This window comes from Ruegeria sp. CDSC051 (assembly GCF_059610665.1).
This window is the reverse complement of the sequence record NZ_JBXWOC010000005.1, coordinates 321,242-336,994: the sequence shown is the minus strand read 5'-3', so window position 1 is coordinate 336,994 and position 15,753 is coordinate 321,242. Positions and strand designations below refer to the sequence as shown.

Below are 15,753 nucleotides of genomic sequence, written 5' to 3'. Positions count from 1 at the left end.
TGATGAACATCGCACGCGCATCCATTGATCGCCCTATCTATACATGGCTGGTCATCCTGATCGCCTTGTTCGGCGGTATCTGGGGATTTCTGTCGCTTGGCCGTCTGGAAGATCCAGCCTTCACAATCAAAAACGCCGTCATCGCAACCCAGTATCCGGGGGCAACGGCTGAACAAGTGGCGCTGGAGGTTTCAGAGCCACTGGAATCCGCTATCCAGCAGATGGGCGAGGTCAAGACAATCACATCAGTGAACCAGCCCGGTTTTTCGCTGATCGAGGTCGAGATTAACTCAGCCTATGATGGGACCGAGCTGCCGGAGATCTGGACCAAATTGCGCGCCAAGGTCCGTGACGCCTCACGGGAACTGCCATCCGGGGTGGGTGATCCGCTGGTCAATGACGGGTTTGGCGATGTGTTTGGCTTGTTTTATGCGGTCACGGCCGAGGGCTTCTCGGACGCTGAAAAACATGAGCTTTCCACATTTCTTCGGCGCGAACTACTGACGGTTGACGGTGTCGCGGATGTCGAGGTGATGGGCCTGCCGCAAGAGGCGATCTTTATCGAACCCGACCTGTCTATTTCGGTGAACCAGAACGTGCCTCTGCAGGCACTTACCGACGCGATTACAAATGCGGACTCGGTAAACTCGTCGGGGTCATTGCGATCAGAAGATGGCCGGACCGCGATATTAACCGCCGAAGGGTCCGATACGGTTTCCGCCATTGCTGGCCTTTCTGTTGGATCGCAGGGCCAGGTTATCAACCTGTTCGATATGTCGAATGTACATCGTGGTCGCCTAACCGATCCTAATGTCATCATCCGGTTCAACGGGACCGAAGCTTTCACTCTGGGTATCGCTGGGCTTTCGACTGATAATATCGTTGAGGTCGGCAAGCGTGCTGACGCGAAATTTGCCGAGTTGGATCCTCAGATCCCCTATGGTGTCGAAATCCTGCCGATTTACCAGCAGCACGTCGTTGTTGAGCAGGCATCGAACGATTTTCTGGTGAACCTCGCGCTGTCGGTCTCTATTGTTGTTGCGGTTTTGGCCCTGTTCATGGGTTGGCGCGCGGCTGTGGTTGTGGGAACAACTCTGTTGCTGACCGTGGTTGGCACGTTGTTGTTCATGGCATTGTTCTCGATCGAGATGGAACGAATTTCGTTGGGCGCTTTGATCATCGCGATGGGTATGTTGGTGGACAACGCCATTGTGGTGGCCGAAGGAATGCAGATTGCAATGCTGCGCGGCAAGAATTCGCGTGATGCGGCGGATGAGGCTGCGGCCAAAACGCAAATCCCGCTGTTGGGAGCAACGGTGATTGGCATCATGGCTTTTGCCGGGATTGGTCTTAGCCCTGATGCGACGGGCGAGTTCTTGTTTTCGCTATTTGCTGTTATCGGGATATCGCTGCTGCTGAGCTGGACCCTGGCGCTGACGGTGACTCCGATGCTTGGGCACTATTTCTTCAAGCAGGGCAAAGAAGGTGAAATTGATGCCTATGGCGGGATCATGTTCCGTGTTTATGGCGCGATCCTAAACTGGGCGCTGCGGTTCCGTTGGATGGTGATTGCAATGCTGGTGGGCATTACCGTGGTCTGTTTCGCAGGATTTGGTTTGGTCAAACAACAGTTCTTTCCAGACTCGAATACACCGCTGTTTTTCGTGCATTACAACCTGCCGCAGGGCACACCCATTGCGCGCACCGCCGAGGATATGGCTGTTTTCGAAAACTGGCTGGCGGATCGGGACGATGTGGTATCTGTCACGACATTTGTTGGGCAAGGAGCAACTCGTTTTTTGTTGACCTACTCTTCGGAAAAACCGAACCCCAGCTACGGTCACATGATCATCCGGACGGAAACATTGGATGACATTCCGGCTTTGCGGGCGGATCTCGAGGCGTTTGGCTCGGCGCAGTTCCCCGAAGGCAAGTTCCGCACCAAGCGGCTGGTCTTTGGTCCTGGCGGCGGTGATCCAATTCAGGCCCGTTTCTCGGGAAGCGATCCGGCGGTGCTTCGGCAACTTGCGAATGAGGCTGTGCAGACGATGCGCGCGGCCTCGCCCAATGCGCTGAACGTCTATCACGACTGGCGCGAACAAGGGCTGGCTGTCCAGCCAATTTATGCGACCGAACGGGCGCAGACCGCAGGGGTGTCGCGCGAAGATATCGCGGCGACTCTGCAATTCTCGACCGATGGGATCACCGGTGGTGTGTTCCGCGAGCGCGACCGTCTGATTCCGATCATCTTGCGCCGCCCGGTGGACGGGGATTATTCGATCGTGGATCAGGTTGTATTCTCGGACCAGTCGCAGAAATTCGTGCCGATCGAGCAGATGGTCGACAGGTTCGAATATAAGGCACTCAATACGCTGGTTCACCGCCGGGATCGTGTGCTGACCATTACGGTAGGGGCCGACATCCCGCCGGATTTGACAGCTGCGCAGGTTCATTCCGAAGTCCGCACAGCCATCGAAAGCATGGAGCTGCCAGCGGGCTATCGACTGGAATGGGGTGGAGAGTTCGAGAATGCTGGCGATGCAAATAAAAGCCTGGGTCGTCAGTTGCCGTTGAGCCTGTTGATCATGGTTCTGATTTCGGTGCTGATATTCAACGCCATTCGTCAGCCGATCATTATCTGGCTGTTGGTACCGATGTCGGTAAACGGAGTGGTGATCGGTCTGCTGGGAACGGGTCTGCCGTTCACATTTACGGCGCTACTGGGACTGCTTAGCCTATCGGGGATGCTGATCAAGAACGGTATCGTTTTGGTCGAAGAGATCGACTTGGTACGTGCAACCGGGCAGGGGTTGCGTGAATCGATCATAGAGGCTTCGGTCTCGCGTTTGCGCCCCGTGATGCTGGCCGCAATCACGACGATTTTGGGTATGGCTCCGTTGTTGACGGATGCGTTCTTCAGGTCGATGGCGGTGACCATCATGGGAGGTCTGGCCTTTGCCACGGTCCTTACCATGGTGGCGGCCCCCGTGTTCTACATGGTGTTCTTCCTGCCGGAGGAACGGCGCAAGAAACCACCGCAGCCGGTTGTCTAAATGAAAAACCCCCGGTCATGGACCGGGGGTTTTGCTTTATTCTGGTGTAGTGGGAGAAGGTCAGCCTTGCAGGGACCTCACCTCGACATCACCTTCGGCCTGCGCCTTTATCGCCAACGCGGCAGCGTGGCTGGCGGCGGCGGTGGTGAAATATGGGATCTTGTCATAAAGCGCGATGGACCGGATGGCCTTGCTGTCCTCGACCGCCTGTGCACCTTCGGTGGTATTCATCACCAACTGTACCTGACCATCTTTAAGCATGTCAGCCACGTCAGGACGGCCCTCATAGACCTTGTTGACCAGATCACAGGCAATACCGTGCTCGGCCAGCCAGCTTTGCGTTCCGCGGGTGGCGACAAGGGCAAAGCCCTGCGCGGCCAGAACCTGTGCGGCCTCAAGCATGGCAGGCGTCTTGTCGGCATCCTTGATCGAAATAAACGCACGTCCCGAGGATGGCAGCACCATTCCCGCACCCATCTGTGCTTTGAGGAAGGCGCGGGGAAAGTCGCGGTCCCAGCCCATGACTTCTCCGGTCGAGCGCATCTCAGGCCCCAGAATAGTGTCGACGCCGGGGAACCGGGCGAAGGGCAGCACCGCCTCTTTCACCGAGAACCACGGCATATCCGGGTCTGCCAGTGTCATCTGGTCGGCGATCTTGGTGTCGTCCACGGTCTTATAAGCCGGGCGCAACGGGAAATCCGCCAGCTTCTCGCCGGCCATCACACGCGCGGCGATTGAGGCGATGGCGCTGTCCGTCGCTTTGGCCACGAAGGGCACGGTACGCGAGGCGCGCGGGTTGACCTCGATCAGGTAGATATCATCATCCTTGATCGCGAATTGAATGTTCATCAAGCCGACAACGTTCAGCGCCTTGGCCAGCTTGAAGGTCTGCTCTTTGACCCGGCCAATCACTTCTTTCGACAGCGAGTAAGGTGGCAGCGAACAGGCGCTATCGCCCGAGTGCACGCCGGCCTCTTCGATATGCTGCATGATGCCTGCGACATGAACATCCGTGCCGTCGCACAGCGCGTCGACATCCAGTTCAACCGCGCCCGCCAGATAGCTGTCTAGCAGCACAGGGCTGTCGCCCGAGACCACCACGGCCTCGTTGATATAGCGCCGCAGCTGGTCCATATCGCGCACGATTTCCATCGCGCGGCCACCCAGAACATAGGAGGGACGGATCACCAGCGGAAAGCCGATATCCTCGGCGATTTTCAGCGCTTGCTCGTCGGTCGATGCGATGCCGTTATTGGGCTGTTTCAGGCCCAGATCATTGACAAGCGCCTGGAACCGCTCGCGGTCTTCGGCCAGGTCGATGGCGTCGGGCGTGGTGCCGAGGATCGGAATGCCTTCTTCTTCCAGCGCGTTGGCCAGTTTCAGCGGGGTCTGACCACCGAACTGAACGATAACACCGTGCAGCGTGCCGTTTTCCTGTTCTTTCGTCAGGATTTCCATCACGTGTTCAAAAGTTAGCGGTTCGAAATACAACCGGTCTGAAGTGTCATAGTCGGTCGAAACCGTTTCGGGGTTACAGTTGATCATGATGGTCTCATAGCCCGCATCGGTCAGTGCGAAGCAGGCGTGACAACAGCAATAGTCGAATTCGATCCCCTGACCGATCCGGTTGGGTCCGCCGCCCAGGATAACAACCTTCTTGCGGTCACTCGGGCGCGCCTCGCACTCAACATCACCCATCATAGGGGCTTCGTAGGTCGAGTACATATAGGGCGTCTGCGCCTCAAACTCGGCAGCGCAAGTGTCGATGCGTTTGAACACTGCGTTAACACCCAGATTGCGGCGGGCGCGGCGTACATTGCCTTCGTCACGGCCTGTCAGGTTGCCCAAGCGCGCATCGGTAAAACCAAGCATTTTCAGCCTGCGGATACCTTCTTCGGTCACCGGCAGGCCGTCTTTGCGCAACTGACGCTCGGCCTCGATGATCTCGCGTATTCGGGCCAGGAACCAAGGGTCAAATTTGGTGACCCCAAAAATCTCATCGTCGGTCAAACCGTGACGCATGGCCTGCGCGATGGTGCGCAGACGGTCGGGGGTTTGCTTGCTGATCGCTTTGATCACCGCGACTTTGTCACTGACCTCGTCCCAGACACCAACGTTCAGGCCGGGGATTTCTACTTCATCAAAGCCAGTCAGGCCGGATTCCATCGAGGCCAGCGCCTTTTGCATCGATTCGTGGATCGTGCGGCCAATGGACATGGCCTCACCCACCGATTTCATCGCCGTTGTCAGGTAAGGTTCAGAGCCGGGGAACTTTTCGAACGCAAATTTCGGAATTTTTGTCACGACATAGTCGATGGTCGGCTCGAAGGAGGCGGGCGTGACCTTGGTGATGTCATTGTCCAGCTCGTCCAGCGTATAGCCAACAGCCAGTTTGGCCGCGATCTTCGCAATCGGGAACCCGGTCGCCTTGGACGCCAGCGCGGACGAACGCGACACGCGGGGGTTCATCTCGATCACGACCATTCGGCCGTCTTCGGGGTTGATCGCCCATTGTACGTTCGAACCGCCAGTCTCGACCCCAATCTCGCGCAGAACGGCGATGGAGCCGTTGCGCATGATCTGGTATTCTTTGTCGGTCAGTGTCAGGGCAGGGGCCACGGTGATAGAGTCGCCGGTATGCACACCCATCGGATCGATATTCTCAATGGAACAGACGATGATGGCGTTGTCGGCCGTGTCGCGTACCACCTCCATCTCATACTCTTTCCAACCCAGCAGGCTCTCATCGACGAGGATTTGGTTTACCGGCGAGGCATCCATGCCAGAGCGGCAGAAGTGAATATAATCCTCGCGGTTATAAGCCACACCGCCGCCGGTGCCGCCCATGGTAAAGGCGGGGCGAATGATGGCAGGCAGGCCGATGTCTTCCAGATCGCCCAAGGCAATCTGGACGCCAGCATCAAGATCGGTGGAGCCGTCGTCGCGCTTGGGGGCGGTAACGATGGTGGCCTTGGGGTTTTCGATGCCCAGCCGATCCATCGCTTCGCGGAATAGTTTGCGGTCTTCGGCCATTTCGATGGCGTCGCGGGTCGCACCGATCATCTCGACACCGAACTCGTCCAGTACGCCCATCTCTTCCAGTGCAAGTGAGGTGTTCAGTCCGGTCTGCCCACCCATTGTGGGCAACAAGGCGTCGGGGCGTTCTTTCTCGATGATCTTGGCGACAACTTCGGGCGTGATCGGCTCGATATAAGTGGCATCGGCCAGACCGGGATCGGTCATGATTGTAGCCGGGTTTGAGTTTACCAGAATGACCCGGTATCCTTCTTCGCGCAGGGCTTTACAGGCCTGTGCGCCTGAATAGTCGAATTCGCAGGCCTGACCGATGACAATGGGGCCCGCCCCGATGATCATGATCGACTGGATGTCGGTTCTTCTCGGCATAGCCTGTTTCCTTCGGTTAACTGCGAGTCAGGGCACCGCCCGCGTGCCCAAATTGTTCTGCGTTATAGGGACCGCGCCAAAAGGTTCAAGAGGTATCGGAAACAGGGGCGAAATTGCCGCTTTCCCCTCTTTCCCTTACCGCCGTATTGTCTATACCGCGCAGCACGACAAATGAGGATGCACGTGCGTATTCGTTTTGATCAGGGGCCGGCCGGATCGGGAACTTATTTCGAACGGCCAGACCGGGTGATCCGCGCAGACAAAGCGGAAGACGTGCCACAGGCTTTGGCGGCGCTGGATGAGGCACGCGCGGATGGGGCCTGGCTGGCCGGTTATGCAAGCTATGAGCTTGGATATGCGTTGGAACCCCGCCTGTTGGACCGGATGCCTACTGACCGCCGCCTGCCACTGCTGTGTTTCGGTGCCTATGATGCGCCAGGCCAGTGCGATCTGCCCGCACCCCTAGGCGGTGTTGCCGAATTCACACCGCGCTGGGACGAGGCAAGATATGCAAGCGCCTTTCAGCTGGTCCACGATGCGATCGGGGCAGGGGATATCTATCAGGCCAACCTGACGTTCCCCATTGACCTGACATTGCAAGGGGATAGCGCCGCGCTTTATGCGGCGTTGGCTGTGGGCCAGCCGGTCGGTCACGGAGCGCTGGTTCAGCAGGATGATTTGCCCGATTTGCTCAGCCGCTCGCCAGAGTTGTTCTTTCGCACCGGTGCAGATCGGACGATCGAAACCCGCCCGATGAAGGGCACACAACCCCGCAGCGAAGACATGGCCGAGGACGCGCGCCGCCGCGATTTCTTGTCGAGAGACGAGAAGAACCGCGCTGAAAACCTCATGATCGTTGACCTTCTGCGCAATGACATCAGCCGGGTTGCGCTGCCGGGGTCCGTAAAGGTACCCGAGCTATTCAAGGTCGAAACATATGCAACCGTGCATCAGATGATCTCGCTGGTGCAGGCACAGCTGCATCTTGGGGCAGAACTTTCCGATATCCTAAACGCGTTGTTTCCCTGCGGCTCGATCACAGGCGCGCCCAAAATTCGCGCGATGGAGATTTTGACCGATCTCGAACCCTGGCCACGCGATATCTATTGTGGTGCTATCGGTTGGGCCGCGCCAGACGGGCGATCCGAGTTCAACGTGGCTATTCGCACGCTGCTGGTCGAGGGCAACAAGGCCACGCTGAATGTGGGTGGGGGCGTTGTCTGGGACAGCACAGCCCCATCCGAATATGAGGAAGCGCTATGGAAGGCACGTTTCGCCCACCAGCTGACCCTGACTTCCGTCTGATCGAAACGCTGGCATTCCGGCCAGAGAGCGGGTTTGTGCGTGTTGGAAAACACCTAGCCCGGATGGAGCGTTCGGCACGGGCATTGGGGCTTCCTTTCGATGCAGGGCGCGCGATTGCAACGCTCGACCAAGTTGCGGGTTCAACCTCATTGCGCTGTCGATTGACGATGGACATCAGTGGCGGGTTTGGCGTGACAACCGGTGCACTGGCGGATAACCCGTTCGTCTGGCGGGTCGCAGTTTCCAATACGAGGCTTGCTGCCTCTGATATCTGGTTGCAGCACAAGACGACGCAGCGCGATGTTTATGACCGGGCCCGGGTGGCACTGCCAGAGGGCGTAGATGAGTGGCTGTTTCTGAATGAGCGTGACGAAGTGTGCGAGGGCACCATCACTAACATCTTTCTGGACATGCCCGATGGTCGTTGCCTGACGCCGCCCTTGTCCTCCGGCTTGCTTCCCGGGATCTTGCGCGAAGACTTGCTGGAAAATAATAAAGTCAGCGAGGCGGTGCTGACCATGACCGACCTGCAAAGCGCGGAAAGGTTCTGGATGGGCAATTCCTTGCGAGGCCTGATCTGGGCAGAATTGGCGGTACTGTGAACAGGCAAACCGATTGGGCTGAAGCCGCAGCACCTTCCCGTTGGTTGCGACTGGAATTCGGTTTGTTCTTCGTCGCCATACCTGTGCTGATCGCCGTACTTTTCCCGCCAAACTGGATGTTTCCATCGCTGTTTACTTTTACGGCCATCGGGATCGTGTTGTTGCATTTCACGCACGGATTTGCCTGGGCGGAATTGAGATATAACTGGCGCAACTGGTCCTGGCCGGAAGTCGCCGGCTTTGCTGTGGGAATGACCCTGTTTTGTGTTGCGCTAGTACGACTGACCCGTCCCGAAGCTGCCTTTTTCCTGTTGCACAACCAACCCGAGCTGCTGGCGATGATTTGGGTGTTTTACCCATTCGTTTCCGCCCTGCCGCAAGAGCTGCTGTTCCGGTCGCTGTTCTTTCGTCGCTACCACGCAATCCTGCCCAATGGACGCACAGCTTATCTGCTGAATGCATCGCTCTTCTCGCTTGCGCATTTGATGTATTGGAGCTGGATCGTAGCTCTGATGACATTTGCCGGAGGGTTGCTGTTTACCTGGGCCTATCGCAAACGCGGATCGTTTTTCTATGCGGTTCTGCTGCATGCCATCGCGGGGAACATCATCTTTGCGGTGGGTCTGGGCATCTATTTCTACTCAGGCAACGTGCAAAGGCCGTTTTGACGGTGCGACTTGCCTTGACTTTCCCAGTCTGACGCGGTGTATCGGCCCGACCAATTCTGCGCCCGAAGGGATATGATCCATGCACGCCTATCGCAGCCACACCTGCGCCGCTCTGACCGCCGCCAATGTCGGTGAAACCGTTCGCCTGTCTGGCTGGGTGCATCGGGTCCGAGATCACGGCGGCGTTCTATTCATCGACCTTCGCGATCATTTCGGCGTCACACAGGTTTTGTGCGACGGCGACAGCGCGGCATTCGCCGAACTGGAAAAAGTCCGCTCGGAATGGTGTATCCGTATCGATGGCACAGTCAAAGCGCGCGCCGCTGATCTGGTGAACGCGAAATTGCCCACGGGCGAGATCGAAGTTTACGTGCGCGAGTTGGAAGTACTGGGCGCCGCTGACGAGCTGCCGCTGATGGTGTTCGGCGATCAGGAATACCCTGAGGAAACGCGCCTGCGCTATCGCTATCTAGACCTGCGCCGCGAAGTGATGCAGCAGAATATGACCTTGCGCTCGGACGTTGTTGCCTCGATGCGCCGCCGGATGTGGGATCAGGGCTTCCGCGAGTATCAGACGCCAATCATCACGGCGTCCTCGCCTGAAGGCGCGCGCGATTTCCTCGTTCCGTCACGTCTTCACCCGGGTAAGTTTTATGCCTTACCGCAGGCTCCTCAACAGTTCAAACAGCTGATCATGGTGTCGGGCTTTGACAAGTATTTCCAGATTGCGCCCTGTTTCCGCGACGAAGATCCGCGTGCCGACCGCTCACCCACCGATTTCTACCAGCTTGACCTTGAGATGTCGTTTGTCGAGCAGCAGGACGTATTCGACACGATTCAGCCCGTTCTGACCGGCGTGTTCGAAGAGTTCGGCGGCGGCCGTAAAGTCGATCAGGACTGGCCGCAGATTTCCTACAAGGACGCGGCCCTGTGGTATGGCAGCGACAAGCCCGACCTGCGGAATCCTATTAAAATGCAAGTGGTCTCCGACCACTTCCGCGGGTCTGGGTTCGCGATTTTCGCGAAGCTGTTGGAGCAGGATGGCACCGAAATCCGCGCTATCCCTGCGCCGACGGGTGGCAGCCGCAAGTTCTGCGACCGCATGAACGCCTTTGCCCAGAAAGAGGGTCTGCCCGGTATGGGCTATATCTTCTGGCGCGATCAGGGCGAAGGGATGGAGGCCGCCGGTCCACTGGCCAAAAACATTGGCCCTGAACGGACCGAGGCGATCCGCCAGCAACTGGGTCTGGGCGTCGGAGACGCGGCGTTCTTCCTGGGCGGCAAACCGAAAGCCTTTGAAAAGGTGGCCGGCAGGGCGCGCGATGTGATCGGTGATGAACTGAACCTGACTGAGAAAGACCGCTTTGCCTTTGCCTGGATCGTCGATTTCCCGATCTATGAGCAAGACGAAGAAACCGGTGCGATCGACTTTGAACACAACCCCTTCTCGATGCCGCAGGGCGGGATGGAGGCGCTGAACGGCAATCCTCTGGATGTGCGCGGCTATCAATATGACCTCGCCTGCAACGGATACGAGCTGGTCTCGGGCGCGATCCGGAACCACAAGCCCGAGATCATGCTGAAGGCCTTTGAGCTGGCTGGCTATGGCGCGGATGAGGTGAAATCCCGCTTTGGCGCGCTGTTCAACGCCTTCCACTATGGTGCCCCGCCGCACGGTGGCTGTGCAGCTGGTATCGACCGGATCGTGATGCTTTTGGCCGATGAAGCCAATATCCGCGAAGTCATGATGTTCCCGATGAACCAGCGTGCCGAGGATCTGATGATGCAGGCACCGTCCGACCCGGCCTCGGACCAGCTGATGGAGTTGGGCCTGCGGATTATCCCTCAGGACTGATAGAAAACCCGCCACAGTCGCCTGTGGCGGGTTTTTCTGTTTTCAACCCATTCCCAATTCGCTGTTAGCGGGTTTACAGGAAATGGTCCTTTTTCCTCTCGCGGCTGTTCCGAATGTCACGCGCGCTGACGCGTGTCTGTCTGTATGCCCACAGACAAAGGAGCGATGCGGTAATTAGATATGCGGTTGTCACTTCAGATAGCCTCGCGCTGTTCCAGACGGGCCTGCACTATTCCCGCAACTTGGGCTGTCAGAGCGGTGATGGGCATACCAGCGGCGCGTGAGGCTGCCAACTGCTGGGCGGCTTCGGCCAGAACCGTATCTTCCGCATCACGGGCAACTCCGCGCAGGAATTGGGCCGCATAGTCCAGTGACCGATGGTCATTCGGTCCGGCCAGAACATCGGCAATATGTGCCATGTCGTCCTGATAGGCCATAGGATCGGGGCATATCACCTCATCCCGAACGGCGTGGAGCGTGCAGGGGCGGCGGTCTTCAGGTAGGCAATTCAGAATAGACGACTGGAAATAGGACAGTGAGTTAAGCGGTTTGGCAAGAAACCCGTCCGCACCAACCTCTGTCGCAAGGGTTTTTGAATTGTCGTCGCCTGACATGCCCAGAATCGCTCCGATCCGGGGCGTAGTCATGGCCAGTTCGGCAATCAGATCAGCGCCAGAGCCATCTGGCAGCCCCATATCCACCAAGATCACCGAAGGTCGATAGATCTGAAGATGGCGCCGGGCGGACTTCAGGCAATCGGCCCGCCTGATCCGCGCACCCGAATGCAAACACATTAACCGGATAGCGTCGCAGGCATAGCGGCTGTCCTCAACAACCAAAATGGTTTGTCCCAGCAGCGGCCGCGTGGCCGTTGGCTGTGCGGGTGCGGTGAAGGGGCTCGAATCGTCCATGGCAGAACTCCTATTCAGCAGATGCTTCACGCTAGGAACTTCTGGCTAACACGGGGTTAACGGCAATTTGGCGCACTTGTCCTTTGCCTGATCTGTCCCCATAACCGCTGCAACGCAGAAGGTAGGAGAGTTCCATGATTGGCCGCTTAAACCACGTTGCCATTGCCGTCCCTGATCTTGTGGCGGCGTCTGAACAGTACCGCAGCGCTTTAGGTGCCAAGGTTGGCGCGCCGCAGGATGAGCCCGATCATGGCGTGACCGTTGTGTTCATCGAATTGCCCAACACCAAGATCGAATTACTGTATCCGATGGGCGATGACAGCCCAATCAACGGTTTTCTAGAGAAGAACCCCGCCGGTGGAATCCATCACGTTTGCTATGAGGTCGAGGACATCATTGCCGCGCGGGATCATCTGAAAGAAACCGGCGCCCGGGTGCTGGGTAGCGGTGAACCCAAGATCGGGGCGCACGGGAAACCGGTTCTTTTCCTGCATCCCAAAGATTTCAACGGCTGTCTGGTCGAGTTGGAACAGGTATAAACACCGGAGGTGTACACATGACGATCACTGCAGGACTGGTTCTGTTTGCCGTCATCTGGTTCATGACGCTTTTGGTGATTCTGCCGATCCGCATCAAGACCCAGGGTGATTTGGGCGAGGTCGTTCCCGGCACCCATTCAGGGGCCCCGGAAGTGCATCACATGAAGAAAAAGTTATGGATCACCACCGGGGTGTCGGTTGTGCTCTGGGCTATCATTGCAGGGATCATTATTTCGGGCGTGATTTCGGTACGGGATTTCGACTGGCTAAATCAAATGGAACCGCGAAACTAAGCTTCAGGGCGTTGGCCCTGACAGCTTATGAAAGATATGCGTGAATGTAGCAGCTCCGATAATCGGGATCACAAGGTTCACCAGCGGAATAGACAGTGGGATGGCCATCAACGTGCCCGCAAGCCAAATTGTTGACGAATGTTGTGCCCGCAGTTTTCGCGCGCCCTCACGCCCGATACGGCGCATGGCTGCCAGCGTAAAATACTCACGCCCCAGCAGAAATCCGTTCATCGCCCAAAAGATAAACGGGGCCAGTGGCGTGAAGATCGCATAAAGGATCAGCGCCAGAAGGTTGGCCAGGATCAACACGCCCATAAAGCCAAGCGCGTCAGTGATCGCATCGCCTATCGGGATGCGTGGAACCGCGGGCAGGCTCGGATAATGCCTGTCCTCTACAGCTTGCGCGACATCGTCCAGAAAAACAGACGTGATGGCTGAGGCGACGGGAATCATCAGAAACACTGGCAGGATCAGCACCAGGAAAATGCCGGAATAGCTGAGGACGTCATTCAGCCAGGGAACTGCACCAATGAATGGCAGCGATATCTCGTCCCCTGACAGCCGGTTGATCAGCCAAATTGCACCGGCGCAGGCTGCGATCAGCATAAGAATGGTCAGACCAATGCCCCGAAGCAGGACCCCGCGGAATTTCGGGTCTCCGATCTGACCAAGCGCTGAAAAAAAGGCGTTGAGGATGATCATTCTGTGACCCATTCGGTCAGGGCATCAACATCCGGGCGAGGGCGGTCGGGCGGGGTCGAGCCCTCGGTCGCGATATGGATCAAACCGGCAACACTCTCGTTATCCCGCAATCCAAACGCCTTGCGACAGAATTCTGGATCGTGGGTTTGCCAGCCAGACAACCAATTCGCGCCCCATCCTGCGGTCAAAGCAGCGTTCAGCAAAGCAAGGCAAACAGCCCCAGCTGAATAGGTCTGCTCGATGGCTGGAATCTTTTCCGAAGGCTTCTGAACCTCGATCACAGCGACGGCGAGATGGCCTAAATCAAACTGTCCGCGCGCTTTTTCAATGTCTTGAGGGGATTTGCCAAGCGCCTCACCGCATTCCTGCGTCAACCCCGACAGGCGCCCCATTGCGCCTTTTTCAAGCACGATGAACCGCCAAGGTTCCAGTTTTCCGTGATCCGGGCTGCGGGCTGCTGCGGTCAGCAGGGGCATCAGCTGCTCACGGTCGGGGGCCGGTTCAATCAACGTTTTGGCTGGGCGCGACCGACGGGTCTGCAGAAACTCAAAAGCGGCCGGATTCTTCAAGGACATATGTTAACTTCCTTTACATAGGCTGTCTGTATCTGGTTGAACGTCTGGCGAGTTTCAAGTGCAATCGGCTGGACCAGTTGGATCAATTTCATTCCCCGCCCAACCGTGCAAGGGTCTTTGTTAACAGAAGGTGCCAATGGGAAAACCGAAACTAAGAAATCTTCCAGACCTGAGCGACCGTGTAGCACCGAATGCTGAGATTGCGGTCAGGGTTACCCCGAAAGCCGCAGCAGACAGGATTTTGGTTCAGGACGGAACGATCAGAATATATATCACTGCACCGCCCGAAAACGGCAGGGCAAATGAAGCCACGCGGGAGATTCTGGCGGTGGCGCTGGGGGTTGCTCCGTCCGCACTGATCCTGAAGCGCGGCCAGACATCGCGCGAGAAAGTCTTTGTGTGTCAGGCCTGATCGGGAGTTTCGCGAATTTGGTAAACACCTTCGGGCAGATCCAGTGCCGCAGCCAGATCACGAACCTGTTCGGGCGAAAGCGTAATCTTCTGAACCTGGTCAGTGCGCGGATCCAGTTGTTCCAGCGTTACGCATTCTGCAAAATTGTTAATGACCACATCCTCGTTCAAAGGCTTTTCGCCTTCGTCCACCAGGGTTATGACCGTCGAGTCGAATTCATGCTCAATCGAAAACATGTTTCCAGCTTGCCGGGCGGAACATTGCAATGCAACCCGTTCGTGGGAAATCGTCCGGTGGCGAACCGCCTTGTGTCGGGCTATGTTCGACGAAAAGGCATGACCGGACCAAAGGAAATAGTATGCGTCGCCTGATCTTGTTGATATTTGGTCTGGTTCTTTCGGCCTGTGACACTGGTTCGTTACGCGTTCAGCCGGTAGAGGAATGGCAACAACCTTCAACTGATTTTCAGGTCGATGTGCTGACCTTTCGCGAAATCAGTCAAAGGGTCGGGGATGTGGCGCGCGCAGAGTGCAAGCGGCGCAGTAATGTCAGCAACTGCGATTTTTCGATCGTGGTTGATCTGAACCCTCGCGCACCAGCAAATGCTTTTCAAACCTTGGATGACGACAATCAACCAGTCATAATCTTCACCCGCGCGATGATTCAATCGGTGGAAAACGCCGATGAACTGGCCTTTGTGATGGGGCATGAATCTGCTCATCACATCCTGCGCCATATTCCCCGCCAGTCCGAAAACTCACGAGAAAGTGCCGCGATTTTTGGCGAGCTTGCACGCATAGCGGGGGCAAATGACGCAGATCTTGAACAGGCGCAGAAGCTGGGCGCGCAGGTGGGTGCCCAGATATATGTCAAGGACTTTGAACTGGAAGCGGACCGGTTGGGAACGATCATCACGCACCGGGCAGGTTATAATCCCTTGTTAGGAGCCCGCTATTTTGCCCGAATTCCTGACCCGGGCGATCGTTTTCTAGGCACCCATCCACCGAATGCTCAGCGCGTCGAAATTGTTTTGGAAACCTCGCGGCAGCTTGGGCTGACACAATGACGGGACTGAAACGGTTGGGGGTTGTCTTGACGGACCGCGGATCGAAATATGCCGTGTCCGGCGCTTTGGTCAGTTCCCGTGACGAGGTGGCTGCTGTCCTGCAGGATCTGAAATCTGACAAAAGCTATGCCAAGGCCACGCACAATACCTGGGCCGCAATCCTGCCCACTGGTGCGCTCAAGGCGGATGACGGGGAAAGCGGTGCCGGAATGGTGATTCTGCGCATGCTGGAAAGGGCCGAACTGAGCGGTCATATCGTCATTGTCACTCGATGGTATGGCGGAAAAAAGCTGGGCGGTGATCGATTCCGACGGGTGCAGGATGCAACACGGGCTTATCTGGACGAACTGGAATTGGGACTTTGACC

15 protein-coding genes are annotated in these 15,753 nt (G+C 57.1%); 10 read left to right on the top strand and 5 right to left on the bottom strand.

What is annotated here, in order from left to right; genetic code table 11:
* Positions 1-2 precede the first annotated feature (2 nt).
* On the top strand, positions 3-3,053 hold the full coding sequence (locus AC2FH0_RS14335) for an efflux RND transporter permease subunit (protein ID WP_496691003.1): 3,051 nt from the start codon (positions 3-5) through the stop codon (positions 3,051-3,053).
* A 60-nt stretch (positions 3,054-3,113) separates the two neighbouring features.
* On the opposite strand, the gene carB is transcribed toward AC2FH0_RS14335, so the two are convergent.
* Positions 3,114-6,458, bottom strand: coding sequence for a carbamoyl-phosphate synthase large subunit (gene carB, locus AC2FH0_RS14330; protein ID WP_496701517.1), 3,345 nt, complete (start codon positions 6,456-6,458; stop codon positions 3,114-3,116).
* A 177-nt stretch (positions 6,459-6,635) separates the two neighbouring features.
* Here carB and AC2FH0_RS14325 point away from each other — a divergent pair, with 177 nt between their 5' ends.
* From AC2FH0_RS14325 to aspS, 4 genes are all read left to right on the top strand, one after another.
* Entirely contained in the window at positions 6,636-7,763 is a 1,128-nt protein-coding gene (locus tag AC2FH0_RS14325; RefSeq protein ID WP_496789641.1) for an aminodeoxychorismate synthase component I, read from the top strand.
* Positions 7,718-8,365, top strand: a complete 648-nt coding sequence (locus tag AC2FH0_RS14320) for an aminotransferase class IV family protein (protein WP_496789640.1) — start codon at positions 7,718-7,720, stop codon at positions 8,363-8,365. Before AC2FH0_RS14325 ends, AC2FH0_RS14320 begins: the two co-directional genes overlap by 46 nt.
* Complete coding sequence (locus tag AC2FH0_RS14315) at positions 8,362-9,033, top strand: CPBP family intramembrane glutamic endopeptidase (protein ID WP_496706671.1); 672 nt, start codon at positions 8,362-8,364, stop codon at positions 9,031-9,033. Before AC2FH0_RS14320 ends, AC2FH0_RS14315 begins: the two co-directional genes overlap by 4 nt.
* 79 nt (positions 9,034-9,112) lie before the next feature.
* Positions 9,113-10,888: an aspartate--tRNA ligase gene (aspS, locus tag AC2FH0_RS14310; RefSeq protein WP_142636592.1), complete on the top strand. Its 1,776-nt coding sequence runs from the start codon at positions 9,113-9,115 to the stop codon at positions 10,886-10,888.
* Positions 10,889-11,082: 194 nt separating this feature from the next.
* On the opposite strand, the gene AC2FH0_RS14305 is transcribed toward aspS, so the two are convergent.
* Positions 11,083-11,799, bottom strand: coding sequence for a response regulator (locus tag AC2FH0_RS14305; protein WP_496708709.1), 717 nt, complete (start codon positions 11,797-11,799; stop codon positions 11,083-11,085).
* A 134-nt stretch (positions 11,800-11,933) separates the two neighbouring features.
* On the opposite strand from AC2FH0_RS14305, the gene mce reads away from it, so the two are divergent.
* Together mce and AC2FH0_RS14295 are read left to right on the top strand one after the other, a co-directional pair.
* Complete coding sequence (gene mce / locus AC2FH0_RS14300) at positions 11,934-12,338, top strand: methylmalonyl-CoA epimerase (protein WP_496708710.1); 405 nt, start codon at positions 11,934-11,936, stop codon at positions 12,336-12,338.
* 17 nt (positions 12,339-12,355) lie between these two features.
* Positions 12,356-12,631, top strand: a complete 276-nt coding sequence (locus AC2FH0_RS14295) for a DUF1467 family protein (RefSeq protein ID WP_142636598.1) — start codon at positions 12,356-12,358, stop codon at positions 12,629-12,631.
* Positions 12,632-12,634: 3 nt separating this feature from the next.
* Here AC2FH0_RS14295 and AC2FH0_RS14290 read toward each other — a convergent pair whose 3' ends face one another.
* Positions 12,635-13,333, bottom strand: coding sequence for an EI24 domain-containing protein (locus AC2FH0_RS14290; protein ID WP_282021506.1), 699 nt, complete (start codon positions 13,331-13,333; stop codon positions 12,635-12,637).
* A complete protein-coding gene (locus tag AC2FH0_RS14285) occupies positions 13,330-13,908 on the bottom strand; it encodes a nitroreductase family protein (RefSeq protein ID WP_142636600.1) in 579 nt (192 codons plus the stop codon). Before AC2FH0_RS14285 ends, AC2FH0_RS14290 begins: the two co-directional genes overlap by 4 nt.
* A gap of 136 nt (positions 13,909-14,044) precedes the next feature.
* Between AC2FH0_RS14285 and AC2FH0_RS14280 the strand changes: the two genes are divergently transcribed.
* Positions 14,045-14,320: a DUF167 domain-containing protein gene (locus AC2FH0_RS14280; protein WP_496706668.1), complete on the top strand. Its 276-nt coding sequence runs from the start codon at positions 14,045-14,047 to the stop codon at positions 14,318-14,320.
* Here AC2FH0_RS14280 and AC2FH0_RS14275 read toward each other — a convergent pair.
* Entirely contained in the window at positions 14,311-14,556 is a 246-nt protein-coding gene (locus tag AC2FH0_RS14275) for a DUF8831 family protein (protein WP_271949269.1), read from the bottom strand. The two genes, AC2FH0_RS14280 and AC2FH0_RS14275, sit on opposite strands and share 10 nt — an antisense overlap.
* A gap of 122 nt (positions 14,557-14,678) precedes the next feature.
* Between AC2FH0_RS14275 and AC2FH0_RS14270 the strand changes: the two genes are divergently transcribed.
* Both AC2FH0_RS14270 and AC2FH0_RS14265 read left to right on the top strand, forming a co-directional pair.
* Entirely contained in the window at positions 14,679-15,386 is a 708-nt protein-coding gene (locus AC2FH0_RS14270; RefSeq protein ID WP_142636606.1) for a M48 family metallopeptidase, read from the top strand.
* Positions 15,383-15,751: a YigZ family protein gene (locus tag AC2FH0_RS14265; protein ID WP_142636608.1), complete on the top strand. Its 369-nt coding sequence runs from the start codon at positions 15,383-15,385 to the stop codon at positions 15,749-15,751. Before AC2FH0_RS14270 ends, AC2FH0_RS14265 begins: the two co-directional genes overlap by 4 nt.
* Positions 15,752-15,753 lie beyond the last annotated feature (2 nt).